The organism is Paenibacillus sp. SEL1, assembly GCF_054602535.1.
This window is the reverse complement of the sequence record NZ_CM137723.1, coordinates 739,163-763,534: the sequence shown is the minus strand read 5'-3', so window position 1 is coordinate 763,534 and position 24,372 is coordinate 739,163. Positions and strand designations below refer to the sequence as shown.

Below are 24,372 nucleotides of genomic sequence, written 5' to 3'. Positions count from 1 at the left end.
CTTATAAGTTTATGAGTGATAACAGGGCTTCTTTTGAGAAAAGTATGAAGATGTACCCAGTCAACAGTATTCGTTCCAATGTCATCATTCTTGTTTTATTACTGTTAGATCTGTTTCTGGTTATCCCCTTAGTGGGAAATCCATACATTGCAGTTTACGTTTATGTACTGTTGCCACCGATTGTTATGATAAACATTTGGGCTCTAGTACTGGTCATCATGCCACGCAAATTGCAGTTGAATTACATTTTATTCCGTGGTGTATTTGGTTTGATTTGTTCTATGGGCTTCATGATCATGACACAAAAGTTTGCTTATGGCATGTTGGGTCTGGATACTTCATGGTATTTTATAGGTTCCTTTGCCCTCTATGGAGTCGCCTTGTACTCCTTTATAAAATATAATTTGGCGAAATTCAAAGAAGCTTCAAATCATAAGAAAAAACCAAAAGTTAAGAAAAAAAACATGCGTAAGTCTGTAGTAACGATCACCACATTTACTGGGGCTGGTTATCTGATAGCTAATGTTTCCCTCGGATTTGCTACACAACAATTAGTTGCCACAGTATTGATCAGTGTATACTCCATGCTGGCATTTGTTCTTTTCCACTTTATTATGGATTTACACCGCTACTATTGGCTTCATAAGCTGAGGAATCAGAATCAAACAACCGATTGAACACAAGAATGGGATTACAAAGTATTACCACTATCAAGAAGTTTTGTAATGAATAATAGCCTGCAAACGCCCCATATATGTAGGGGTTCGCAGGCTTTTTAGGTTGTAGATTTATTTAGTCAACATACTTATTGCCGTCAGCATCAATATAGATGGATTGAACAGCTGTGCGACGGTACGGATAACCTGCTTTTGTGGTACCGCTAATTTCATAGGTTACAGAATAGATGCCGGGCTTGTCCGCTTTGGATAGCTCTATTTGTCCGGTAGGGTTAACGGTTTTTTGCTGTACCGTCAAACCTTTGGAGGCAGAAGTGACTCCTTGCTGCGGATCACCATAATATTGAACTTGGTAGGTAACTTGTGTAACGCTGTCCGGGGAATCCTGTGGTTTCAGGTTTAGCTTCGGGCCCACTGCATTCAGATTGTATTTCAGCTCAGGAACTTGAACAGCCTGGTAACGTGCAATCAGGAGATATGCTCCTTGATCAGGAACCGTGACGTTCAGTTTATAGGTGCCCGGTTTTGGATTTTGAATGACGGCGTTATGATGCCAGGCACCAGCGAAAATATCGTCATCATAGCCTGCTTTCAGATTAATAATTTCACTGGTACCGTCAGGCTTGGTTAGTTCCAGCTTACTCACACGTTTATCGCTGATCCAGTCCAGATCAATGGATTTGACACCATTTTCAACAGTGAGGGTTTCTGAGGCTTTTCCATTATAATCGCCGCCTCGGATAAAGTATGAATTATTGATCTCGTTATAGGTGGATTGTACAGCAGAAGCAGTCAGGGAAGATGCTGAAAGTGCTTCAGTTTCCTGATTCAATGCTGGAGTGTTCGCTTGGAGGTAGGGTTGGATCAGGGAGAAGACGTAAGAACCGGTACGAACCTTGGCATGATCCCAAGATCCGATTTTAACTACACGTCCGCCGGGGAGCTTAGAGTTGTCGACTGTGACCACCCCATCATTTTTACCAAAGGTTGAGAGGTAAAGTCCGCCGAGTATGTAGGAAGCAGTGCCGTCAGACCAGTTATCACCAGCAAACGTGAAGAATGGAATTGTAGTCGAGTTGCTGAGTGCATCGGTCTTGGATCGGAAATACTTCATATAAGATGTTTGTAAAGTGGAGGTACCGGGATTTTGTGAGCCGACGATGTCTGCCAGCCATCCGGCCCAGCTGCTGTAGGCGAGATCTGCAAGTTGTGAGCCATGATGGGGACTGCTAAGGGTGATGACACGTTGAACATAAGGAGCAGCTCCGTTATATACGAGAGCGGTTTGAGTATCCACTCCACCTTTGCTGTGGGCGATGACAATGAGCTTTTTTCCAAAGTGATTACTGATGACCTTGATTTTGTCGGCTAAAAGCTTACCATTGTCCCACATATCCTGGGATGTACCATTTGTATCGTACAGATTAATGGTGGCCGTCTGGTATCCGGCGTCACGTGCGCGATGAAGCATGTCGTTATTATTTTTGGTCCAGACTTCAGCGCTACTGTTCAAACCATGTACGAATAATAATGCAGGTTTGGCAGGATCAACGCGATTAGGTGGTGGGCCTTCTGCCCAGCTTCCGGCGGGATCTTTCGGGGGTTGGGGTGTAGTGGAGCCTGCAAAAGCGCCGACGGGTACAAGGGTAACGGATAACAAAAAAATGAGCATCAAAACAGTGATCTTTTTCAAATTGAAAATCCTCCTTTGTAAAATAAAGTATTTTTCAAGCTTATTATACATGCCATCTTGTGGTAAATCATCAATTGTATTTCATATTTACATTAAAATTTTATTTTTTTAGTCATTTTTTAGTCAGGATATCCCTATGATTCATAGCGCATGATAATCTCGTCACACATTTTATAATGTATGGAGGATGAGTTCATGCCAGGAACTAAGAAGGTCATCAGTTTTACGATTTCTGCTGCTTTACTCGCCAGTATGGCTGCTTTGACCGGGTGCGGAAATGCCGATCATAACGTTCGTACGAACAGTACACGCTATAACGCGCAAAGCACACATCATATGGATGGTGTGAACCGTAATGGTATGGATGGTGTGAATCGTTATGGGGTTAAGTCCAATGGTATGGACGGGATGTCATTGAATGAAAATGGCAACCGAACCGGACATCCAGTCCGTAATCTGCAAGTCGATCGCAGTTTGTCCAAACGTATATCTGAGATGCCGGATGTAAAGTCTGCGACAGTGCTGGTCGGTGAACGACATGCCTATGTAGCCGTTTCCTTGAAAGACCAAGCCAACGGAACAGGTGTCGGTGCTCCAAGTATTGACGGTACTCCAAGTATTGATGGTACTCCAGGTGCTAATAGTATTGGACGTAACGGTAATGTACCGAGTGTGAATGGCGTTAATGGCACTAGAGGAAACCGTACTACGGATACTACGACGCCTGGAATGACAGACAATGGAGTTGCCGGAAATGGAGTTACCGGGAATGGAACACCTGCGCGTCGTGATGACGGTTTATTCGGTACGATGGGTACAGGCTCGTACGGTATGTTGCGTGGCTTGACGGACAACAATCGCGGAGATAACGGAAACACCACAATCGAGGGAGCAAGAACTGCATATGAACCAAGTGATGCAGTCAAGAGCCGTATCGCGAATAAAGTTAAGCAATTTGCACCTTCGATTGAACAGGTACATGTATCCGCTAACCCGGACTTTGTCAAACAAGCCACTGACTTCACACACAGTGTGCAAAACGGTCATCCGATTAGAGGCTTGAGCAATGAAATGGTGGATGTGATTGAACGTGTATTCCCGACCTCGGCGGCCGATACAAACCGTCCAATGGAAAATACAGCACCCACACGCCCACAAAATCATACGCCCGCGCCGATGAATCATCGCTAATTCAAACCCTATGCCAAAGAAAGAGCTATCCATCTCAGCGAATACGCTGGTGGATAGCTCTTTAGTTTTGGGGAATGATAACTATAACTGAATTATTTGCGCAATCCTTTAATCCATACGCCTTGCAGCTTTAAGTCTCCATCCAGTAACAGGATATCTGCTTGTTTACCTGCTTCAAGCGAACCTGTACGATCAGCAATGTGCAAGGATCGAGCCGGATTCAGGCTGGCCATTTGTGATGCCGCGGGAATACTCATACCTACATGTTGAACCAAATAGCGGAAGCCTTCAATCATCGTTAGTGTGCTTCCTGCCAAAGTGACCCCATCCTCCAGTCGTGCTACACCGCCCTGCACGATCACCGGCAAATCGCCGAGCGTATATTTCCCGTCTTCCAGACCCGTAGCAGACATGGCATCTGTGATGAGAATGAGATTATGATCCTGCTTTAACCTAGCGAGCAGGGAAATGGCGGCGGGATGCACATGAATGCCGTCCGCGATGATTTCTGCTTCAATGCGCGGATCAGCAAGTACGGCTCCGGCGGCTCCCGGCTTGCGATGATGCAGCGGAGTCATAGCATTAAATGCATGCACCGCATGGTTCAGCCCCGCCGTCGCTGCCTGTTCAACCTCTTCATACGTAGCATCTGTATGACCGAGAGCCGCGGTAATGCCATGGCTGCAAAGCCATGCAATCAGTTCCAGCGCTCCTTCCCGTTCGGGCGCAAGCGTGAGCTGGCGAACAAGGCCTGGATAGCGTTGCTCCCATTCTGTCACCCATGAGAGATTCGGTGGCACGATATGTTCCGGGTTTTGCGCTCCCGGCCAGTTCGGACTGATGAACGGCCCTTCTAGATGTACGCCCTCCAACTGAGCATAGGGCATAGGTAGTGCCATATAAGCGTGGACTTCACTCAATACTCGGTCAATCTGTTCCTTAGGCGCGGTCATGGTGGTAGCCAGCATGGCCGTCGTTCCTTGTGAACCGTGAAAGGAGGTGATCGTATCCAGCACCTTTGGACTGGAGTCCATAAAGTCCTCACCGTTACCGCCGTGAACATGAATATCAATAAAGCCTGGTAGCAGATAGCCTCCTTCCAGACGCACAATTTTTACCGCTCTCGCTGCACTTTCTTCCTGATTTGCCAAGACTACCGATGTCCAATCGGCGGGCAAATTTCCCTCGGAACCAGCATAAACAATGGACTGCCCCTCAATGACGACAACCCCTTTTTCAATGATGTCATTTCCAACGACAACTTGCCCATACAGTAGCTGGGGTACGTTACCACTCATTTCATCTGACTTCAATTGAACCATCCTCCCGCTTTCTGATCCAGTAAAATAAGTACGTTGGGGTGACATTGCAGCAAAGAAGCCGGACACTCAGTCGTGACAGGTCCAGTTAAAGCCTGCTTTATAATGTCGGCCTTATCCGCACCAAAAGCTACCAGTATAATTTGCTTCGCCTTAAGAATCGTGCCTACTCCCATCGTAACTGCTTGCCTGGGTACAGCATCTATTTCGCCAAAAAATCGAGCATTCGCCGAGCGCGTACTTTCTTTCAAATCTACAACATGTGTGGCTCCAGCCAAGCTGTGACCGGGTTCGTTAAAGCCGATATGCCCATTATGACCAATGCCAAGCAACTGCAGATCCACGGGGCCATGATCCAGAATAGCCTGCTCGTGCGCTGCACATTCTGCTGCCAGATCTAGTGCATTCCCGTCAGGAACACGTGTATGGGATATGGGAATGTCGATATGCTGGAACAAGTGCTCATTCATAAAGCTTCGATAGCTCTGCGGATGTTCTGGGGGAAGACCAACATATTCATCAAGATTCACAGAATAGGCGCGTGCAAAACTGACCTGTTCCTTGCGGTACATATCTGCAAGATGTTGGTAAATACCAATCGGCGTACTACCGGTGGCCAGGCCAAGCATGGCCTGTGGTTTGGATAGCAGCAAGCTAGCGATCACAGCGGCGGCAGTAGCGTTCAGGTCTTCACGGCTGTTCAAAATGCGTATGTTCATCTTAGTGACCCCCTGGTTGTTTTTTGAGCTTGCTCACTTGTTGATATGAACCTTCCAATCTTGGAATATATTTGTAAAAATCCGCGCTCACCATACCTGTAAACAGAATATCTATAATATGAAGCTGGGCGATGCGAGAGGCCATATCCCCACGTCGCATTCCTTCCTCCAATGAAGAGGAAAATAGCGCAATATCCGCAAGGCCTGCCAGCGTATTGTTTCCGAAGGAGGTTAGGGATAGTGTCTTGGCCCCCTGTTCCTTTGCACAGCGTAGAGCCGCAATGGTCTCCTGGGTTTCCCCTGAATAAGAGACGGCAAAGGCGACATCTTCCGCTCCGAGCGAGGAGGCGGAGGTGATCTGCATATGGGAATCTGCAAAGGCAGTGCTGTTCTTGCCAATACGGATGAGCTTCTGGTAAAAATCCTGGGCCACAATCGACGATGTCGCCATGCCATAAAGATCAATGCGGCTCGTGGCTGACAGCCATGCAATGGCCTGCTCCAGCTTGTCGAAATCCAGCAGTCGGGTCGTGTCTGCAATGGATGCGGTATGGTTCGCCTGAATAGCCTGCACGATTCGGGAAAGTGAATTTCCGGCGACAATATCCTGATAGGATTCTTCACCATTACGGTTGGAATGAGACAACTCGGCGGCCAGCTTCATTTTGAAATCGGGATAGCCTTTAAAATGTAGTGATTTGCAAAACCGCGTAACGGTCGCCGCACTTACACCACAACGCTCTGACAGCTCCCGAATACCCAGATGCAACACATCTTCCGGAGATTGCACGATGGATTCTGCCAGCTTGCGCTCCTGTACGGGCAGCTGCTCCAGTCTATGGGCTAATGTATGAAGAATGGGGGACATGAGCTGTGCTCCTTTGGCTGTAGAGTGTTTGTGTGAAAATAAGTATCGTAAATAAGGAGGATATAAAGAAAAACATTTTCACGCGTATTGTAAAATAATTCTGCTGCTCATGCAAGAGATGTGAGAAGAATTTTTATTAGATTTTGCGAAAAAATAGCCAGCGAAAATTGTAGAAATTATCATACATTAATTTACAAATTGCGAGTTTTACTTACAAAACAACCTATTGACTTGTCTCTTCATTGGAGGAGTATAATTGAATAAAGTTCCAGTGAAGGAATTTTTCTAGGAGCTTTCTTTGCAGAGGGCATCGTTGGGTGGAACGAACAGAATCTCATTCACAAGGAGGAGTTTGCTATGCAAAGCCAAGTGATTGAAATGATCAGCGCGGTTAAGGAAGATCCTGAACTGGTCGCTAAGCTGGATGGACATTCGGACATTATTCATGATGCGGGACTGGATTCGTTGCAGTTGGTTCATTTCATGCTGCAAGTGGAGGATGCGTTTGATGTGGAGATTGATTTTGATTCCTTTGAGCTAGAGCATTTGAGCTCGGTAGATGCGTTTTGCAGCTACATTCAGGGGATCAGCGATGCGGAACAAGCGCATCTGGAGGGAATGGAGACGGTCTGACGTACAGCTAGGTACATGTGCCTGAAAATCCATTAAACGAGGTGTTAGCATGCAGCCCAAAAGCAATGTGCTGATTGATGAGAAAGCGTTCAAGCTCATCAAGCGTAACCTGAAAAACGCTTCTGTATCTTACCGTAACGCCACACAGGACCCTACTTTCAAAACGGACATGCCCCAGACGATCGGCATTAAGCTGACTAACCGCTGCAACCTGAGATGTACACACTGCTTTGAATGGAACGAGGAAGGCTACCATCACCAAATGGATAAAGAAGAACAAAACATGGATCTTGCTCCGGACATGCTCCGGCAAATTTTGAGCGAAACCAAGGAAGCCAAGTCCAGACTGTACATGTGGGGCGGCGAACCGATGTTTCATCGACGTTTTGATGAAATTTTGGACGTGCTGGCGGAAGATCGGCGCGAAATGACCTTTTGTACAAATGGGTTACTTATTGATAAATATTTGGACCGGATTTTGGATTTGTCCGAAAATCTGGAGTTATTAATAGCGATTGAAGGTTTTGAAAGAGAACACGATTTAATCCGCGGTAAAGGCACTTTTCAAAAAACAATGCGGCAGATGGATAAGCTGATTGAACTGCGCGACCAGGGATTGTACAAGGGACGGGTAACTGTCCATGCGGTCATTAACGATAACATGATCGGACGGATGTACGAATTTCTGCAAATGCTGGAGGACAAAAGGCTGGATCTGGTGCTGCTGACGTTCCCCTGGTACATTTCCAAAGAAACCTCCCTCAAAATGGATGAATATTTCACACGTAATTTCTCCTGGCTCCGACAACTTGAAGAAAAAAATATTAGTAGCTGGCATGCTTTCAAATATAAAATCAACCCGGATAACATCGATCCTCTGATGCAGGAACTACAGCGGATCAATGAGCGAGTATGGAACATTCGCGTGCGCTATCAGCCCGGTTTGGATTATGAGGAAATTGATAAATTCATCCATGGCGAGGAAATGGTCAGCCGTTGTTCCAATCATTGTTTGGCGCTCACCTCCAGAACAGATATTTTACCAGACGGGAAGGTCATGCCATGCAAATTTTTCAGTGAATTCACGATTGGAAGCATGCGTGAGCATAGTCTGAAGGAGATATGGAACTCGGATGCGTATGAGAAAACTCGTCAAAAGATTAATCATGAAGGATTGACTCCGGTGTGCTCCAAATGCAGCGTATTGTATCTGCATGGGGCAGGCTCTCTGAAGTACATTTAGTTTTCTATGGATGTTGTTTGTTACTGGATGGAAGAGAGAGGGATGATGACAAGACGTGACGACTAAAACTATTAACCTTGTGGAAGCGCTTGCGCATGAACGAGACCATGGAGTCCTGATTTGGCTGTTTAATATCGGCGCAGAGCAAGTGTGGCATCCATCCCCTCGCAAGGGGGGCATGGTAGACCGGGATGAACAGCAAGTCGTAAACCGGATGGAGGAAATGAATCTCCTGCTATGTCGAAGTCAGGATGTCATTGTACTTCGGGAACAGCCGGATGAGGCGTTTCTGGACATGCTTCAACGGTTGGGCTTTAGCCTGCCGCGTATTGAGGTGCCGGAGCCTTCTGATCCGCTAACGCCGATCTCAGAGCTGGTGCTGGCGGATGAGGCGCTTTTGGCACGACTGCGTGCGGTTGCAGATGCAGGCCACAGCAGCGGCGGAGCCAAAGCGTGGCTCGTCCCCTATGCGGTCACACCGCAGGAGGAAGCGATCGCGGAGCTTTGCGGGCTGGAGCTGATCGGCGCTCCATCCGCGGTCAGTGCTCAGGTGAATGATAAAATATTCAGCCGCCTGACCGCGCAAAAGCTTGGTTTTGCTGTCAGCGAAGGCGCTGTATGTGCAGACGAATCGGCGATCCGCAGGGAGTGTGCCAGACTGGCTGACTTATCGGATGGACCTGTGAAGCTGATTATCAAGCAGCCGCACGGTGCCTCGGGACAAGGCATGTATATGCTGGACGAGCTGTCCAAGCTGGACACGCTGCTGAGTGTGATGAGGCGCTTTGGCGGCTCGTCGCCATCTTCCGGCGGCTGGCTGGTGGAGCGCTGGCACAATAAGCAGATGGATCTGAACTACCAGCTCTGCATTGACGAGGGCGGTGGTGTGACGATGTTTTCGCTAAAAAGACAAAACGTGGATGGCACCGTATATATCGGATCTCAAGTGCCGGCTGAGATTGGTGATGCGCTGGAGGAAGAAGTGAGACGTTGCGCCTATCAGCTGGGTACGTATCTCTATTCCATTGGGTACACAGGAATGGCCTCTATTGACGGTTTTGTTGACGAAGAAGGTTTGCTGGTTCCAGTCATTGAGATTAACGGTAGGTTTACGTTATCTACCTATATTTCATTCCTGTCATCCGTCCTGGGAGAACAGCATAAAACATTATCCCGTTATTACCGCAACGTTACCGCTACGCCTCTCACTTACAGCCGCTTGTGCGGGCTGCTCGCGGAGGAGGGCTTGCTCTATACGCCCGAACGTCCAGAAGGGGTGTTTGTATATACGGCGGGTACATTGTCTGGTATTCCTGTGAAGCGGGGCTATGTGAACCGGATTTTCACACTTATTTTGGCAGACAGCTGGCAGGAAGCTGATGCTTATGCGCACAAATTGGAAGGTATCATTGCTGGATTAGGATGCTCATAAATGGGAGGGAATCAAAAATGAAAACAGATGTATACCATGTAGTACCCTTGCTGGAAAAGGTTTTGAAGCTGGCTCCGGGAGAGCTGGAACAGTTGACTCCGGATCAGGATCTGCGAACCTTGGGGCTGAATTCCTTATCCGCTGTGGAATTAATTGTAGAGTTGGAAAATGAGCTTGATATTACGATGGACGACGACGATCTAGTGCTGGAGCATCTATCTACACTGCAAGGCATTGAGCGTCTGCTGAGCAAATATGCATAAGAGCGCTGAACAGACAAGGTTGATGCAGGAATCCGATGTGAAGACTCGTCATGATTCCGTTGTGGACTATGGTGCAGAAGAAGTGGCAAACGCTCTTCCAGGGAAGCATTGTGTATATTCTTCCCTGCGTACCTCGTTGCGGAGGTACGGGGTGACCATGGCCGAATCCGAGCTATTCATGCTGTGTGGGAGTATGTGCGCAGAGTATGGTGGAGATTTGAAGCGCTTCGGACCTGAGAAATATCCAGAGCAGCTTCAAGAAATGGCAGCTAGTGGCGGACCTGTTATTCGGGTGGAACCGTGGGTCGCAGGTGTCAGCGATGAAACCGACCTGTTGCGGGTACTCACATCGGGCTACGGTACCATGCTGCATACGTCGAGCACCGCTTTAACCTATCACGATGTATATGTGAAAAATTACCCAAGAGGCCACGTGATTGAGTTGTGCGGGTTGGACTTGCAAGAACGGACAGCACAGGTGAATGATAGCTTTCTGCTCGATTCCTCGGGACATGCCATGACTTATGTGGGCTCAGCTCGGCTCGACGATCTGATGCAGGGCATTATTGAGTATGCATGGCTGGTGGAGCAGCCTACCCCGCTTTCGCCAAGTGAGATGCATGCTGCGTGTGCTCATCATATTCGACAGTATTTGACTGGACACGAAGCCATCTGGAGAGGCGTACCTACGTCTAATGAGTCGGAAAATCAAACGGGGAAAGCTGTAACAGGCAAACAGGTCAAGCGGGGAGATGAGGGGTACCGGGCATTTGTCGGTGACTTCCGTCTGTTGGCAGACATGGAGGATCAGGATTTTCGGACGTACTGTCATGAAATCTATTACAATCTGCGATTGGGCAGTGCCCTTCATTTGACGGATTATACAGCTGATTATTGCCTGCTGCATCAAGCCACGCTGGGGCCACAAACACAGCATGTAATTGAATTGGCACAGGGGCTGTACGCGGATTGGCACAAGCTTAATCTGCATATTTACAAAACAGGGCTTCAACTGCGCAAGCATCGGATGCCTGAGATTACGGAACGAGCTTTGCATTTAATTGAAAGACAGCGGCATATGCTGGAGGAACTGATGATTTTAGCAGAGCAAGCAGCCGAGTAGTCCAGAGCACTCGGCCTTATCAGGCACGTTCATCCAGGGGTTACGCGCAGAGGAAAGAGGAGGGGAATTGATTGCCGTCCATTACATTAAACCAATTGTCGAAAACATTTACGTACTACAAAAAGGAGCCGGGCGTGCGCAAATCGTTACAAAACTTGTTCAGGCGTCAGCAGCTGACCAAAGAGGCTGTACAAAATGTCAGCTTTAGCATTGAGGAAGGCGAAATTGTCGGATTTCTCGGTCCAAATGGAGCGGGCAAAACAACGACGCTCAAAATGCTGTCTGGCATTCTCCATCCCACGGACGGGGAGGCATCCGTACTCGGCTTTACCCCGTGGAAACGACAAAAAGAGTTTAAACGTCAGTTTTCCATTGTAATGGGACAGAAAAACCAGCTCTGGTGGGATTTGCCTGCAAGCGAGTCATTCGAGCTGAACAAGCTTATCTATGAAATTGATGAAAACCGTTACAAAGAGGCGCTGGATGAACTGGTCACCCTGCTTGGGGTGGAGGAGCAGCTTCATGTGCAGGTTCGGCGGCTGTCTCTCGGCGAGCGTATGAAAATGGAACTAATCGCCGCGCTGCTGCATCGTCCACGGGTCATTTTGCTGGATGAGCCGACTATCGGACTGGACCTTGTTTCTCAGCGGCGGATTCGAGAGTTTTTCAAAGCCTATAACCGCACGCACCGGACGACCATCCTGCTGACAAGCCACTATATGAAGGATATTGAGGATTTGTGCGGTAGATCCATCATTATCAGCGGGGGCAGATTGGTCTATGACGGAGACTTACACAAGGTGAATGAGGTCATCGGTGCCCGTAAATTACTTAAGGTTCGACTGGAGATCCCTGTATCCAACCTAACATTGGCGAGCCTCGGCAAACTTCGCTCCAACTCGGAGATAGAGGCGGTATTTGAACTGGATGCAGAAGATACCTTGGCTTGGTCCAAAAAGATTTTGGACGCACTGCCTGTCGTTGATTTTACGATTGAGGACGTCCCGCTGGAAGAGGGGATAGCCAATTTGTACGATGGGGGCAGGCTGGCCGATGCGAAATAACAAATATGTGAAGGTACTCCAGCTTGGCATGCAAAACGAAATGGAGTATCGGGCTAATTATTGGCTCCAAATGGCGGGATTTATGCTGCCGATCATGACGCAAATTTTTCTCTGGCTAGCTGTATTCGGTTCTTCGGGACAAGCAAGAGTGCTGGGCTATTCTCTGCCAGAAATGCTGGTGTATGTGGTCATGGCGGGAGTAACTGGGAAACTGATTGCTACGGGTTTTGAATACGAAATTGCTACAGATATCAAGGAAGGTGGACTGGCAAAATTCATGGTACAGCCTGTGCATTATTTCGCTTACCGTTTTTGCCGGTTTATCGGAGGCAAAGTCATACAGTCCGCGGTCGTGCTGCTGGCGGCTGCTATTTTGCTGTTATGTCTTAGCCTGGAAGGACAAATCAGCTTCGGGCTATCGTACATCTTGCTTTACATATTGGCGTTGCCGGGAGCGCTTGTGCTTAATTTTGTGGTCTATTATGCGCTGAGCGGCATAGCCTTTTGGGTGACGGAATCGGCGGGGCTATTTTATACGTTGTCGCTTGTCATTTACGTAGCTAGCGGTACCGTGTTTCCGCTGACGATTTTTGGAGATGTTTTGGCCCGTCTGTTCAGTCTGCTGCCGTTCAGCTACACCGTATTTTTTCCGGTGAATGCGTTAACGGGCAAGCTGACTTTGCTGGAAGCCGCTAAAGGCATTGGCGTGCAATGGCTCTGGATTGTAGTGCTGGCGGCCGTATCACGCTGGGTGTGGCAAGCCGGGGTCAAACGCTTTGTCTCGGTGGGGGGTTAACATGAAAAATGTTTTCCGAAACGTTAGGCGCTACATCAGACTGTACTGGAAGTTTGTCCAGTTTTCCGTCATGTCGCAGATGGAATACCGCATTAATTTTATAACGGCATTTCTGGTTGAAACAGCTTATTTGCTTATCAAGCTGCTGTACGCATCGGTTCCATACCGCGCCGGGACGGACATTAACGGCTGGTCTCCTGACGCCATATTGTTATATATCGGCGTGTTTACGATGATGAGCGGATTTTATAGTGGATTGTTCTACAGTAATTTTACAAGCCTGCCTGACAAAATTCGTACCGGCTCACTGGATGTGCTCATGACCAAACCCGTATCGCTGCAATTTATGGTGACACTGCGTCAATTTGAACTGGGCTATACCGTGCCGAATGTAATTGGCGGCGGAATTATGACAGGGATTGGCTGGTATCGACTCGGATTGCCGTTTAATTTTGAAACCGCGGGAGGGTTCTCTGTGCTGCTCGGATGCGGAGTGCTTACGGCATACTCCGTATTTTTGCTCCCCCAACTGCTGGCCTTCTGGATTATCCGCACGAACGGCGTTACGGAGCTGTCCAACAGCATTTTCGAGACAAACTATGTGCCGATGGCCGTGTACAGTAATCTGATTCAGCGTATCGGTTTGTTCGTGCTTCCAGTGTTTGTCATTTGTAATTTTCCGCCCATGTTCATTCTCGGCAAAATGGATACCGGGTTGGTGGTATGGGCATTTCTCGCACCTCTCTGGCTGCTGGCGATCATCCGCCTGATATGGCAGTTTGCTCTACGTGATTATACGAGCGCGAGCCAGTAGTGCTACCGTGTAGCGGGCCAATAATGAAGCAGGAAAGGAAGCAAATCATATGAATGCGATACCGAATCAGCGTCATTTGTATATGGGAACGTTCGAAGCGGAGGCTTACTGGCGGGATGCCCAGTTAGCTTCCCTGCCAGCCCTGCCTGACCGGGCTTCTTCTGCGATTGTAGCAGCCATGGATGAACTGCTGTTCAGCTTTTGCCAGCCAGGAGATGCGTTATTGACCCGTTATGCTATTTCGCCTGTACATCGTCAGTATATCGCGCAGTTGGGCTTTCATCCGGCTGTCAACGAACGAGATTTGACCGACGGCATGGAGCGTGCAGGCAACGTATCGGCCGCTTCAGTATTTGAACTGCTGGGCAGTCGTAAGGCCGATGCCGGAGAGGGGTTTCCTCAACTGGAAGGCTGTGTGCTTAGCCCGTTTGCGGGTTTACCGCACGTGGAGGAGGCTGCACGTGCTTGGGGTATAACACTGCATCAGCCGCCGCTGGAAACGATTCGCAAGGTAAATGCCAAAACGTATTCCTCTGATCTGAAACGCAGCCTTGGTCTGCGCAACCCGGGCTATATCGTGACTTCGTTTGCAGATGTCGCTGAGGCGGGGCGTAAGCTGCTGCGGGATGGAAGCTTTTTAATCAAGGATGATTTTGGCGTATCGGGCAAAGGAAACCTGCACATTACCTCGACACAAATGCTGGACCGGATCGTATCGTATTTGCGTGGACAGGAGCGCAAAGGCAAACGGGTGCTTTTCCTTTTGGAGCCTTTTCAGGAGAAAGAGCAGGATTTTTCATGCCAATTTACGATTGGTGATAATGGAAGTGTCGATATCCTATCTGTACAATGGTTGGCTAATACTCAATTCTCTTATCGGGAATCCTTGTCGCCGGACGGGGCTTTTTTAGAGCGGCTGGAGCGCGAGGGCTATTTTAGCTTAATGCAGGATGTGGGACGGCAATTGTATCAGGATGGTTATTACGGCGATGTATGCATTGATTCCATGACACTTCGTGGTGGGAAGCTGGAGCCTATTATCGAAATTAATGCCAGAAAGTCGATGAGTTTGATCAAGCATCAGCTCGATACCTTTCTGGCCGGGAAAAATATGCGTGGCACGCTGACGAATTATTCACTGTCCCATGATGGCAGTCTATCCTATGAAGAACTGCTGGAAGGGCTGAAAGGTGAAGGATTGCTGTTCACAGGTGAACGTGAAGAAGGTGTCATGCCTCTGGGTGCCAATACATTATATGTGAACACAGGTGGACGAGATGGCGAGAACAAGATTGTAGGCCATACAAGCACGCCAAGCAGAAATGCAACCGGGCGCGGAGGCAGATCGCCTGCCAAGCAGGTTCGTGTGAGCGGGATTGGGGCCAGCGATGGCGGATCAGAAGGGAACGGCATGGCTAAGCCGGACTTGAATGGTAAAAAAGAAACTGCTGGAAGCGAACGGGCACGAGGCAAGGGGCGTCTTTATTTAGAGCTGGTTGCTGCGAGCGATGAGGATAAAATGCGGTTGACTACAAAGCTGGAGCGTTTTTTGGCAGAGCATCATTTTACAGTGCTGAATTAAACGGGAGGCGTATGAGCATGCGTAAGAGTAAGGATAAGCTTATGAAGGTAACGATTTTGTGTTCCGGTTTCGGATTGGGCTTTTATACCCCTGGCTTGTTATTGCAAGCGGGTCTTCGCAGGCTGGGCGTGGATACGGCGATTCATGTATTTGAAAATGTGCTGCCAGAATCGGCTCGTCTCAAGGTCGACAAAAGCCGCAAAGCTTACCATGACAATTTTGCGGTGGCCTTAATGTCACAAAAGGTTCCGCAGGATATGCGTAATTCACTGGATCTCGCTGCGATGGAAGTGCTGCTGAACCAATGGATGGAGGAGGATCGGCGGTATTTTATATGCTTATCCGGTCATTGGATGTATGTACTGGAGGAGTATCGTAAGCGCAGAGAACCGGAGTCGGTGCATGTGGACATCGTGTACATGGATTCGACACCTTCTCCTTCCTGGAAAAATCTAGCCAAGCATAACCCGCGTTTTGCGGAGGGCTGTGGAGAAATGACCTTTTTTGAAAATGATAAGAATAGAGTCAGCCACTATATTGATGTGCCAGCCGTGGAGTATGTACCATTTGAAGCACGGCAATCCCGCTTATTCGTACATGGCGGCGGTTGGGGCATGGGCACATATCGTGACAAGGTTGGACGGTTGGAAGAAGCGGGCTGGGAGCTGGATCTGCTGTTGTATGATCAGGATCAACCGGATGAACAGCGGGAAAGTATACGCTATTTTCAGATGGACCCGCAGTGGAGGACATGGCAGCGTAATGAAGCCGGGGAGCATACATTTCCGCCTTTCGGAGAGGTGAAAAGAGGCGAGAAGACAGTGTATCAGGTCGGACCGGATTACCATAGCATGCTGGACCAAGCATGTCGTGTCCAGGCCATTGTCAGCAAGCCAGGTGGTGGCAGCCTAACCGATTCGTTCGCAACGGCCACTCCACTCATTATGCTGGAGCCATTTGGTGTGCATGAGAAGCATAATGCGGATCTGTGGGAACGTTTGGGATTAGGTATGCGCTACGATACGTGGATACAAACCTATGACGGCAGTGCTCAGATACTGGAGGATATGCATCGCAGGATCGTAGAACTGCGTAGTCGGACGCCGCGTTATATAGAGTCGTATGTGAATAGCATACAAATGCAGGCAAGAGCATCGGGAATGGAGCAGGGATTATGAACGCTGCCGCGGCTGCGCAAGAGCCTGCGATGCGAGATATTCGCTTTGGGATCATTGGCTGTTCTGCCATTGCTCCCCGTGCGTTGCTGGAACCGATCCGACATGTTGCAGGGGCACGCGTGACCGCGCTTGCGAACCGCACGGTTGCCAAGGCAGGAGAAATGGCAGATCGTTTTGGCGTCAGTGTCGTTTATCGGCATGCTGAGGATATGCTAAAGGACCCGGAGATCGATGCTGTATATATTGCGCTCAGCAACGATTTACATGCCGAGTGGATTGGCAAAGCACTACGGGCTCATAAGCATGTGCTGGTGGAAAAACCGTTATGCCTGAATACGGCTGATCTGGCTCCCTTGGCAGTGACAGTCGAACAGAGTAGCGCTTACCTGCTGGAGGGAGTCATGGTGCAGCACCATCCTTGGCAGCATGAACTGCGGAGGATGGTAGAATCGGGGCGTTATGGTCGCTTACGCTCCATAGAGACGAGTCTATGCATTCCGGCAAAAGAAGGACATGCGGACAATTACAGATCTCGTCCGGAGCAGGGTGGGGGATGCTTTTGGGATCTGGGCGTGTACTGGCTACAGCTGCTTCAAGCCGTCGTTGGATTAGAGCAGGCGGAATTCCACAGTCAATCGGATTTCGATGGTCCTCATGGCTGTGACTGGACATTTCGTGCGCAAGCCCGTTATCCGAGCGGATTGGAGGCATCTGCCCTCTTTTCATTTGAGCGCCCTTATCGCTGTGCTCATGTACTGACCTTTGATTCGGCAGTAGTCACTTTAAAGGACTGCTTTCGGGCCAATTTAGGTTTTTATAAAATGACACTCAAGACAGAAATAAAGAAGGATATCATGCCGAATATAACGGATGTGGACGCACTGCCTGTGTTATCACAGACATCTTCGCATACCAAAACGGTTTTCGAGCCTATGAACTATTATGTCAATCAGTTGAATACCTTTTGTAGCATCATCCGGGGAGAAGCGGAGCCCATTCCATTTCGCGAGGCTGCTGAACGCGTCAGACTGCTGGCAGCCATTCATGAAGCAGCACGCTCGGGCGAGACGATTTATGCAGTATGAGTATGATTGTGTTTTCGAGCGGAGGGAAGCGAATGATGCAAAATACTGAGTATCAAGGCATAGAGAGGAGGAGAACTCAGGTGATGGATAAAAAGGACGAAGCCTTACTGGAGCGTTTCGGCGAGCATCCGACGCCATTTTACTATTATGACGGGGACGCGCTGCATGCCCACGTCAGCTCGTTGCTATCCCGATTGCACCCGGCCGTGCGTGTACATTACGCGCTCAAGGCTAATGGTAACGTAGCCTTGGCTGGGTTGCTGCGTTCGTTAGGTTGTGGTGTTGAGATTGCTTCGGCTGGAGAAATGTTCGTCGCTATGGAGGCCGGGTATGCTGCGGAAGACGTGCTGTACGCCGGACCGGGAAAAACAGTAGCCGAGCTGACCGAGGCGATAGCCTATGGAATCGGCTGTATTCATGTCGAATCGGTGAGGGAGCTGCGTCTGTTGGAGGACATTGCTGCCCAAGCGGGCCAGCTTGTCAGGGCAGCGGTTCGTATCAATCCCGATAACGATCTGTCTGGAGCAACAATTAAAATGGGTGGTGTTCCGCGCCCTTTTGGAGTGGATGAAGGGCAGCTGGATCACTTTTTTAAGGTGCTGGAAGATTGCCCACACGTCCATTTTCAAGGTATTCAGGTATATACAGGTACGCAAATGTTGAAATCGGATCAGATTTTAGCTTCATTTGCGAATACGCTGCAGCTGGCAGAACGGGTACAGGCTCAGTATGGTGTGGCAATGCATACGGTCAATTTGGGCGGCGGGTTTGGTATACCTTATTTTGCTCATGAGCAACCGCTTGATATGGATCACGTCATTGACGGACTGAACGCACTCGCGGAGCAGACCCGAACCCGCATGCCCGGGGTTAAGCTAATCATCGAAAGCGGCAGGTATCTGGTTGCTCAATCGGGCATGTATGTCTGCCGAGCATTGTATACAAAGGAATCCAAGGGAGAGAAGTTTGTCGTGGCTGATGGTGGCATGAATCACTACGCCGCAGCTACTTTTCGAGGACGCCGTATTAGGGACAACTACCCGGTGCGAATTATGCGCAGGCAAGCGGGAGAATCGAAAGAACCCAAAGAACGAGAAGTGGAAGCAACCCTACGGATGGGGCAGAGAGATGCTTCTGCTCAAACGGCTGTTACTGTCGAACAATCATTAGAAGAGGTCGCAAGCCGAATAGGGGGGCCTCCGGAGGAAGCATCCTTGGAGCTTGAAACGGTAAGTATTGTTGGTCCGCTTTGTACACCCGAGGATTGTATTGTGAAAAAAGCGCAGCTTCCTCCGATTCACGAGGGCGATTATATTGCCTTTCCGAATGCAGGTGCCTATGGATTAAGCTATAGTCCACTACAATTTCTGGGACATGCTACCCCGGCGGAGCTGCTCGATTTTCGTGGGGAGGTGCATGTCATTCGTGAACACGGTGACCGCACAGACCTGCTGCATCATCAGCGCATGATTCCGTTGCCTGAGGATGCGTTGTAAGTATGTAAAAAAACGCCAAACTCATGGGAACCGATACAAATCGGACCTGTGATTTGGCGTTTTTTACATGATGAGTAGGGTAGTATCGACTTCATTGTTACTTGGAGCTGTGCATTTCTTGACGCACAAGCTGCCATACCATAAAGATCAGTACAGCGATTTGTGGGACAAAGGTTTCCCAAGTTGGATACATTCCCAGCCAGCTAATGGACGGAAGCGAGGAGGCAGTGTGCCCCGGAAGCTTGCCAGCCACCTGAAGCGAATGAATACTTTCGCCCAGAAATCGGAATACGAGATAGTAAATCAGTACAGTCGCAGTCAGGAAAAAGGCACGAATCGGCAATCGTACACTGAACTTAATGATCGCAAACGCCAGAATGACTAGAACAACCGTCGCCGAGCTAATGCCGAGCAGCAATTGCGAGGTTTCGATGGCTGGAGCCATACCGACATAAAAGATAGCTGTCTCGGCTCCTTCACGCAGAATTGCGAGCGCAGAAACCGCAAATAGTGACCACAGACTTCCCCGTGCCAGCGCGTTGCCCACGCTGTTTTCCACAAAGCGGTTCCACGCGGCAGCATTGGATTTGCTATGCAGCCAGCTACCAACGGTCAGCATCAGCACGACCGCCACCAGCCCGGTGACACCCTCCAGCAACTCACGCATGCTGCCTGATGCGGCAGCTGCCACCAGTGTGGTGAATAGTACTGCCAGAATTCCGCTCAGCACCAGCCCCGTTCCGGCTCCTGCCCATATCCACCGTCCAGCCACGGCTTCGCCGCTTTTTTTGGCATACGCCAGCAGAGCTGCGAGCACGAGAATGGCCTCCAGGCCCTCACGCAGCAAAATCAGCGCAGCATCCCACGCAGTGTAAGAACGTTCTTCCGTCAACGGACGGAGTCTGTCCAGCATCTGATCAAGAGTCTGAATGGCTTTGTCCGTATTCGGTGGAGAAGACAGCAGATATCCTGAAGTCTCGGTCATTTCATTTTCAATTGCAGTGTAAGACGTCGGATCGGCAATTTGTACATGTCCTTCGACAGAAGGCCACAGAGCGATAAACTGCACTACCTTGTCAGCCGCTTGCTCTGGCTGATTAGCTACAGCATTTTGGCGTGCGGATTCGAGCAAGGTGACTGCATCGCCTAGGGAAGCAGCCGAACCATTCGCCGTTCTGGCAGCCGTATTGCCTGCATTCGTTCCTTGACCTGTGTTCATAGATTTACCCTGACTATAATCAGACAGCAGAGTCGTTAATTCCTGCATTTCCTTGAGAGCCTGTTCTTGGCGAATGGGCTCAGCTTGCATGGAGATGCGGATGAGACTGATTTTAGTTTCGAGCGAACTGTATACCGGAAAATTGTCCAAACGAATCGGTGTTTCTACCTGATACCAGTCTTTGACGATTCGATCGTAATCCACCCGGGCAGCAGCCCAATCGCCTTTTTGCATGGCGGCCAGACTGCCCTTCGCCATAGGAAGCAGTTTTTCCGCTGCTTTGGCTCCAGCCGGGGCTGGTTTGTCCCCTTCGGCAGCAGTGACGTACTCATTGACCGAGCGCGCCAGCACGGATAAGGCAGCTTTCGCTGGTTCCCCACCGCCACTGGCGAGTGTCTGCTCCGCATCGGTGAGTGCTTGATCTACAGCCGCGATGTGAGCTGAATCTCCGCCATTCGTTTTGGCGGTCTCCCACAGCGTGCGGAATTCTTTCAGATCCTTGGAGGCTTCCGTCCATTGGGCTTGTCCCGCCTCCACCAGTGCTCCGCCCACTACAGGCATTAGCTGATCATTGGTGACAGCTTTGGCATCTGTTTGTGCAAAAGCGACCGACCCGGAGCCGGAAATGAACGGAGCTACGGTCAGCAGCAGAGCTGCCACCAGCACAAACACCCATCCCAAGCTTTTATTGCGCCGATTCATATAAATCCCCTTCCTTGCCTGCTGCTAGAATAACGTATCCCCGATGTAGCCGCCTTGCGATACACCTGGGAAGCAGGCGAACACCGCACTGCCTTTGTGTACAATGTATTCGTTCAGCTTGTCATTGCGTGCAAGCTTCTCCTGAATATGAACGAACTGCTTGAACAGATCACGCTGGTAGCTGATGAACAGCAGCCCAGCATCCAGCTGTCCTGTTTGCTTGTCCAATCCGCTTGAATACGAATAAGACCTCCGCAAAATATTAATGCTTCCGTCCCCATGAGCCAAAGCCACATGAGAGGTGGGAGGTGTAACCGGCTTGCCTTCCGGATTTTTGGCCGCCAGATCAAGCTTGTCGAACTCCTTGACCTTGCCGAGTGGGGCACCGCTGCTGCGATGACGTCCAAAAGTATCCTCCTGGTCGCCCAATGTTGAACGATCCCACACCTCTACCCGCATGCGTACACGGCGAACAGCCATATAGCTGCCGTTGCCCATCCATGCTGGTCCGTCACTGGTCTGTGTCCACACCAGCCGATTCATCTCGTCTGCCTTGGAGGTGTCGGGGTTCCCTGTACCGTCCTTGAAGCCCAGCAAATTGCGCGGTGTGCTTCCCGCAGGATCGGCCTGTGCTGTCCGCTGGAAGCCTTCCTGCGTCCAGCGAAGCACCGCCGTTCCTCTGGCGATACGTGCCAAATTACGCAGGGTATGGAAAGCTACCTGCAAGTCATTGGCACATACCTGCACTCCGATGTCGCCACCGCACCATTGCTCCTCCAGGGCATCCCCTTGAAAACGGGGCAGCTCACGGAACCCGGCAGGTTTAAGCCCTACCAGGCCGTATCGTCCATCAAAAAAGGATGGGCCCACACCAAAGGTGATCGTCGTGCGGGATGGCGACAATCCTGCCGCCTCGCCCGTATCGGAAGGAGGGAGGTTGAGGTTTTCATTATCGTTGCCAAGCAGCACGCCAGAAGTCATTGTAGCGCTTGCTTCCGTCCAGGCTTTGAAGAGGCTGCGCACCTGTTCCTTGTCGCTGGTTGTTAGATCGAAAGCGGCGAAGCAGATGAAATCCTGCGCCGGAGTCACAATACCTGCCTGATGCTTACCGTAAAAAGGGATTACATCTTTGGTATCCGCATCCGTCATCATGCTTTCGAGACGTTGACCGGCTGACAGCACGGCTCCCACGCCCCCGCCGCCAAGCAGGAGGCCTAGTCCACCTACCCCGGCCAGCTTCAATAGGTCTCGGCGTGATACGGATTTGCTTTTTCCTGACGGCTCATCTTCCACTAGCTTCGCATCCTTTTTTACCAGATCGTCCTGTTCATTATGGGATTCCGCATACTGCGGCTTTTCTTGCCCTTTTTGCCGCTTAAAGCCTTTCATATCATTACACTCCTAACAATTTCCCCATTTGGGACAACGGTTCTGCCAAGGCATCGAGGTTTTGACTCAGCTTTTTAACTTCTTCCGGTTTCAGTTTTGTATACGATACATAGCCTTCTCCGTCCTTAAAAGGAGCCAACTCCTGCTGTAAGGCCGTAAAGCGCTCACCAATTTGTTTTTCCAACGCCGCATCTTTTTGGTTCAGATCTGTTTTCAAAATGTCATATATCTTTTGTGCGCCCTCCACATTGGCTGCAAAGTCGTACAAATCCGTATGAGAATATCGCTCCTCTTCACCCGTCACCTTCGAGGTGGATACTTCATTCAACAACTCGACTGCACCCGTTACCATCAGGCTGGCGTCAATATTAACTGTTTCTACTTTGGCACGCAGCAGCTTGGCATCACTCAGCAGTCGGTCGGAAAACTCGTCCATTCCTTTGGTTGTGTTTTCTTCCCATAATGTTTTTTCAATCCGGTGAAAGCCGCGCCAATCCGCTGCATCCACATCACCGTCACGTGCATCAATATTCGGGTCAAGATCACCCAGCGCTTCTGCAATCGGTTCAATCCGTTCATAGTACATACGTGCAGGAGCATACAGCGCCTTGGCTTTATCCAGCTCGCCAGCTTTGACTGCGTTCGTGAATTCTTCTGTCTTCTTCACAAACGTATCGCATTGCTCGATGGCATAGGTGCGGTAAGCTGCTACCGCTTGATCAAAATTGGGGGCAGAAGCGGCAGGAGTCGTTGTCTGTGTTGTTGCTCCTGCATCTTTGGTCGTCGCGGCAGGCTGCTGAGTAGCAGTTCCGGTTTGTCCGCAACCTGCGAACAGAATAGAAGAGACCAGCACTCCGGCCGGTACGGCATAACGTAGTTTCATAATCAATGAACACCCTTTCTGGCCAAACTGGCCTTGAACCATAGTCTGTTGCGCGATACCTATATCGAATTTTTATTTTGATAATGATTATCAGTCGCGGTTTTTCTTATCATAAGGCTGGCCCATATGCCTGTCAATACATAAATTAGACGCAGAGTCCAACCCTCCATCGAAGGGAGTTAGTAAGGTGCCTATGCCCATTTTTATCCGCATATTGAACCATACCTGAGCACATGACATAAAATGTGTTGACTGTATCCCTTAACCTTGTTACACCACACAAAACCCGAGCAAGGAGGGGTGAAATTGACGAAGGGTAACGACCACAAAAACAAGTTTTTGTTAACTCACCGTGAACGTGAAGTATTTGAACTGCTCGTGCAGGACAAAACAACACGTGACATCGCCGGACAGCTATTCATTAGCGAAAAAACGGTCCGAAACCATATTTCCAATGTAATGCAGAAACTGAACGTAAAAGGTCGTTCACAGGCGGTCGTGGAATTAATCAGGCTTGGAGAATTAAAAATCTGACCTCTCGTTCCTTGCGGGGTACAAAGTCTTCTCGATGATCCTTCGACAGTGAAGGGTGGTCGGGAAGGCTTTTGTTTTGTGGTATGTTAGCTGATCAAACCTAGTAAGTTTATTCTATATTTCAAATTGAGGAGAGAAGCTGGAAAATCTATTGTAAACGTAAAACAAGCGAGTGTCATAGCAATGGACATTCGCTTGTTTTGATCGTTTTTTAGTTTAGAAACGATAATCCTGAAGCTGTTCCCGGCAGTTATCTATTCTTGCTAGCTCTGATTTGGGATAGCCCAGTCGTTTTGTTTTATTACTGCACATCCAGCAGGAACAATGGATTTTTCCTTTGGAGAATACACCATCGAATTTGACGACCCATCCCCGGTGGCTGAAAGCCGTTTTTTACGCTGAATAACACATTTTCTGTGGTGCCTAAAATAAGCTCGATTACGATTTTTTTGATTAGGTTTCATTACCA

General features: G+C 49.3%; 22 protein-coding genes. 15 read left to right on the top strand and 7 right to left on the bottom strand.

What is annotated here, in order from left to right; genetic code table 11:
* The first annotated feature begins 11 nt into the window (after positions 1-11).
* The gene (locus ACYCSE_RS03460; protein ID WP_459701405.1) at positions 12-677 is read left to right on the top strand and encodes a hypothetical protein; all 666 of its coding nucleotides are present in this window, start codon (positions 12-14) and stop codon (positions 675-677) included.
* Positions 678-792: 115 nt separating this feature from the next.
* Here ACYCSE_RS03460 and ACYCSE_RS03455 read toward each other — a convergent pair whose 3' ends face one another.
* The gene (locus tag ACYCSE_RS03455) at positions 793-2,370 is read right to left on the bottom strand and encodes an esterase/lipase family protein (protein ID WP_459701403.1); all 1,578 of its coding nucleotides are present in this window, start codon (positions 2,368-2,370) and stop codon (positions 793-795) included.
* A 195-nt stretch (positions 2,371-2,565) separates the two neighbouring features.
* On the opposite strand from ACYCSE_RS03455, the gene ACYCSE_RS03450 reads away from it, so the two are divergent.
* Positions 2,566-3,561 carry a YhcN/YlaJ family sporulation lipoprotein gene (locus ACYCSE_RS03450; protein ID WP_254350200.1) on the top strand — a complete coding sequence of 332 codons (996 nt, stop codon included), beginning with the start codon at positions 2,566-2,568 and terminating at the stop codon, positions 3,559-3,561.
* A gap of 92 nt (positions 3,562-3,653) precedes the next feature.
* Here the strand turns inward: ACYCSE_RS03450 and nagA are convergent, their stop codons facing one another.
* Genes nagA through ACYCSE_RS03435 form a run of 3 tightly spaced genes read right to left on the bottom strand, consistent with a single transcriptional unit; the run spans position 3,654 to position 6,467 of the window.
* Positions 3,654-4,874: an N-acetylglucosamine-6-phosphate deacetylase gene (nagA, locus tag ACYCSE_RS03445; protein WP_459701400.1), complete on the bottom strand. Its 1,221-nt coding sequence runs from the start codon at positions 4,872-4,874 to the stop codon at positions 3,654-3,656.
* Positions 4,871-5,599, bottom strand: a complete 729-nt coding sequence (gene nagB, locus ACYCSE_RS03440) for a glucosamine-6-phosphate deaminase (protein WP_069290271.1) — start codon at positions 5,597-5,599, stop codon at positions 4,871-4,873. The genes nagA and nagB overlap by 4 nt, the downstream gene beginning before the upstream one ends.
* 1 nt (position 5,600) lies before the next feature.
* On the bottom strand, positions 5,601-6,467 hold the full coding sequence (locus ACYCSE_RS03435) for a MurR/RpiR family transcriptional regulator (protein ID WP_459701397.1): 867 nt from the start codon (positions 6,465-6,467) through the stop codon (positions 5,601-5,603).
* A gap of 357 nt (positions 6,468-6,824) precedes the next feature.
* Between ACYCSE_RS03435 and ACYCSE_RS03430 the strand changes: the two genes are divergently transcribed.
* From ACYCSE_RS03430 to ACYCSE_RS03375, 12 genes are all read left to right on the top strand, one after another.
* Entirely contained in the window at positions 6,825-7,100 is a 276-nt protein-coding gene (locus tag ACYCSE_RS03430; RefSeq protein ID WP_254350203.1) for an acyl carrier protein, read from the top strand.
* A gap of 49 nt (positions 7,101-7,149) precedes the next feature.
* Complete coding sequence (locus ACYCSE_RS03425) at positions 7,150-8,343, top strand: radical SAM/SPASM domain-containing protein (RefSeq protein ID WP_061828875.1); 1,194 nt, start codon at positions 7,150-7,152, stop codon at positions 8,341-8,343.
* A 55-nt stretch (positions 8,344-8,398) separates the two neighbouring features.
* A complete protein-coding gene (locus tag ACYCSE_RS03420; protein ID WP_459701394.1) occupies positions 8,399-9,775 on the top strand; it encodes a peptide ligase PGM1-related protein in 1,377 nt (458 codons plus the stop codon).
* A 17-nt stretch (positions 9,776-9,792) separates the two neighbouring features.
* Entirely contained in the window at positions 9,793-10,038 is a 246-nt protein-coding gene (locus tag ACYCSE_RS03415; protein WP_459701392.1) for an acyl carrier protein, read from the top strand.
* Entirely contained in the window at positions 10,031-11,161 is a 1,131-nt protein-coding gene (locus tag ACYCSE_RS03410; RefSeq protein WP_459701390.1) for a hypothetical protein, read from the top strand. Before ACYCSE_RS03415 ends, ACYCSE_RS03410 begins: the two co-directional genes overlap by 8 nt.
* A gap of 71 nt (positions 11,162-11,232) precedes the next feature.
* On the top strand, positions 11,233-12,225 hold the full coding sequence (locus ACYCSE_RS03405; RefSeq protein ID WP_459701388.1) for an ABC transporter ATP-binding protein: 993 nt from the start codon (positions 11,233-11,235) through the stop codon (positions 12,223-12,225).
* Entirely contained in the window at positions 12,215-13,021 is an 807-nt protein-coding gene (locus tag ACYCSE_RS03400) for an ABC transporter permease (RefSeq protein ID WP_061828871.1), read from the top strand. Before ACYCSE_RS03405 ends, ACYCSE_RS03400 begins: the two co-directional genes overlap by 11 nt.
* A gap of 1 nt (position 13,022) precedes the next feature.
* The gene (locus tag ACYCSE_RS03395; protein ID WP_061828870.1) at positions 13,023-13,835 is read left to right on the top strand and encodes an ABC transporter permease; all 813 of its coding nucleotides are present in this window, start codon (positions 13,023-13,025) and stop codon (positions 13,833-13,835) included.
* 49 nt (positions 13,836-13,884) lie between these two features.
* A complete protein-coding gene (locus tag ACYCSE_RS03390; protein WP_459701385.1) occupies positions 13,885-15,417 on the top strand; it encodes a hypothetical protein in 1,533 nt (510 codons plus the stop codon).
* Between the two features lie 17 nt (positions 15,418-15,434).
* Positions 15,435-16,595: a UDP-glucuronosyltransferase gene (locus tag ACYCSE_RS03385; RefSeq protein WP_459701383.1), complete on the top strand. Its 1,161-nt coding sequence runs from the start codon at positions 15,435-15,437 to the stop codon at positions 16,593-16,595.
* Positions 16,592-17,680: a Gfo/Idh/MocA family oxidoreductase gene (locus tag ACYCSE_RS03380; RefSeq protein ID WP_459701381.1), complete on the top strand. Its 1,089-nt coding sequence runs from the start codon at positions 16,592-16,594 to the stop codon at positions 17,678-17,680. Before ACYCSE_RS03385 ends, ACYCSE_RS03380 begins: the two co-directional genes overlap by 4 nt.
* 83 nt (positions 17,681-17,763) lie before the next feature.
* Positions 17,764-19,176, top strand: coding sequence for a type III PLP-dependent enzyme domain-containing protein (locus tag ACYCSE_RS03375; protein ID WP_459702470.1), 1,413 nt, complete (start codon positions 17,764-17,766; stop codon positions 19,174-19,176).
* 97 nt (positions 19,177-19,273) lie between these two features.
* Here ACYCSE_RS03375 and ACYCSE_RS03370 read toward each other — a convergent pair whose 3' ends face one another.
* The 3 genes from ACYCSE_RS03370 to efeO are packed head-to-tail and all read right to left on the bottom strand — an operon-like array spanning position 19,274 to position 23,369.
* Complete coding sequence (locus tag ACYCSE_RS03370; RefSeq protein WP_459701379.1) at positions 19,274-21,097, bottom strand: FTR1 family iron permease; 1,824 nt, start codon at positions 21,095-21,097, stop codon at positions 19,274-19,276.
* Between the two features lie 24 nt (positions 21,098-21,121).
* Positions 21,122-22,486: an iron uptake transporter deferrochelatase/peroxidase subunit gene (gene efeB / locus ACYCSE_RS03365; protein ID WP_459701377.1), complete on the bottom strand. Its 1,365-nt coding sequence runs from the start codon at positions 22,484-22,486 to the stop codon at positions 21,122-21,124.
* A gap of 4 nt (positions 22,487-22,490) precedes the next feature.
* A complete protein-coding gene (efeO, locus tag ACYCSE_RS03360; RefSeq protein ID WP_025721876.1) occupies positions 22,491-23,369 on the bottom strand; it encodes an iron uptake system protein EfeO in 879 nt (292 codons plus the stop codon).
* 306 nt (positions 23,370-23,675) lie between these two features.
* On the opposite strand from efeO, the gene ACYCSE_RS03355 reads away from it, so the two are divergent.
* Positions 23,676-23,903, top strand: a complete 228-nt coding sequence (locus ACYCSE_RS03355; RefSeq protein WP_007431813.1) for a helix-turn-helix domain-containing protein — start codon at positions 23,676-23,678, stop codon at positions 23,901-23,903.
* Positions 23,904-24,372: the final 469 nt, after the last annotated feature.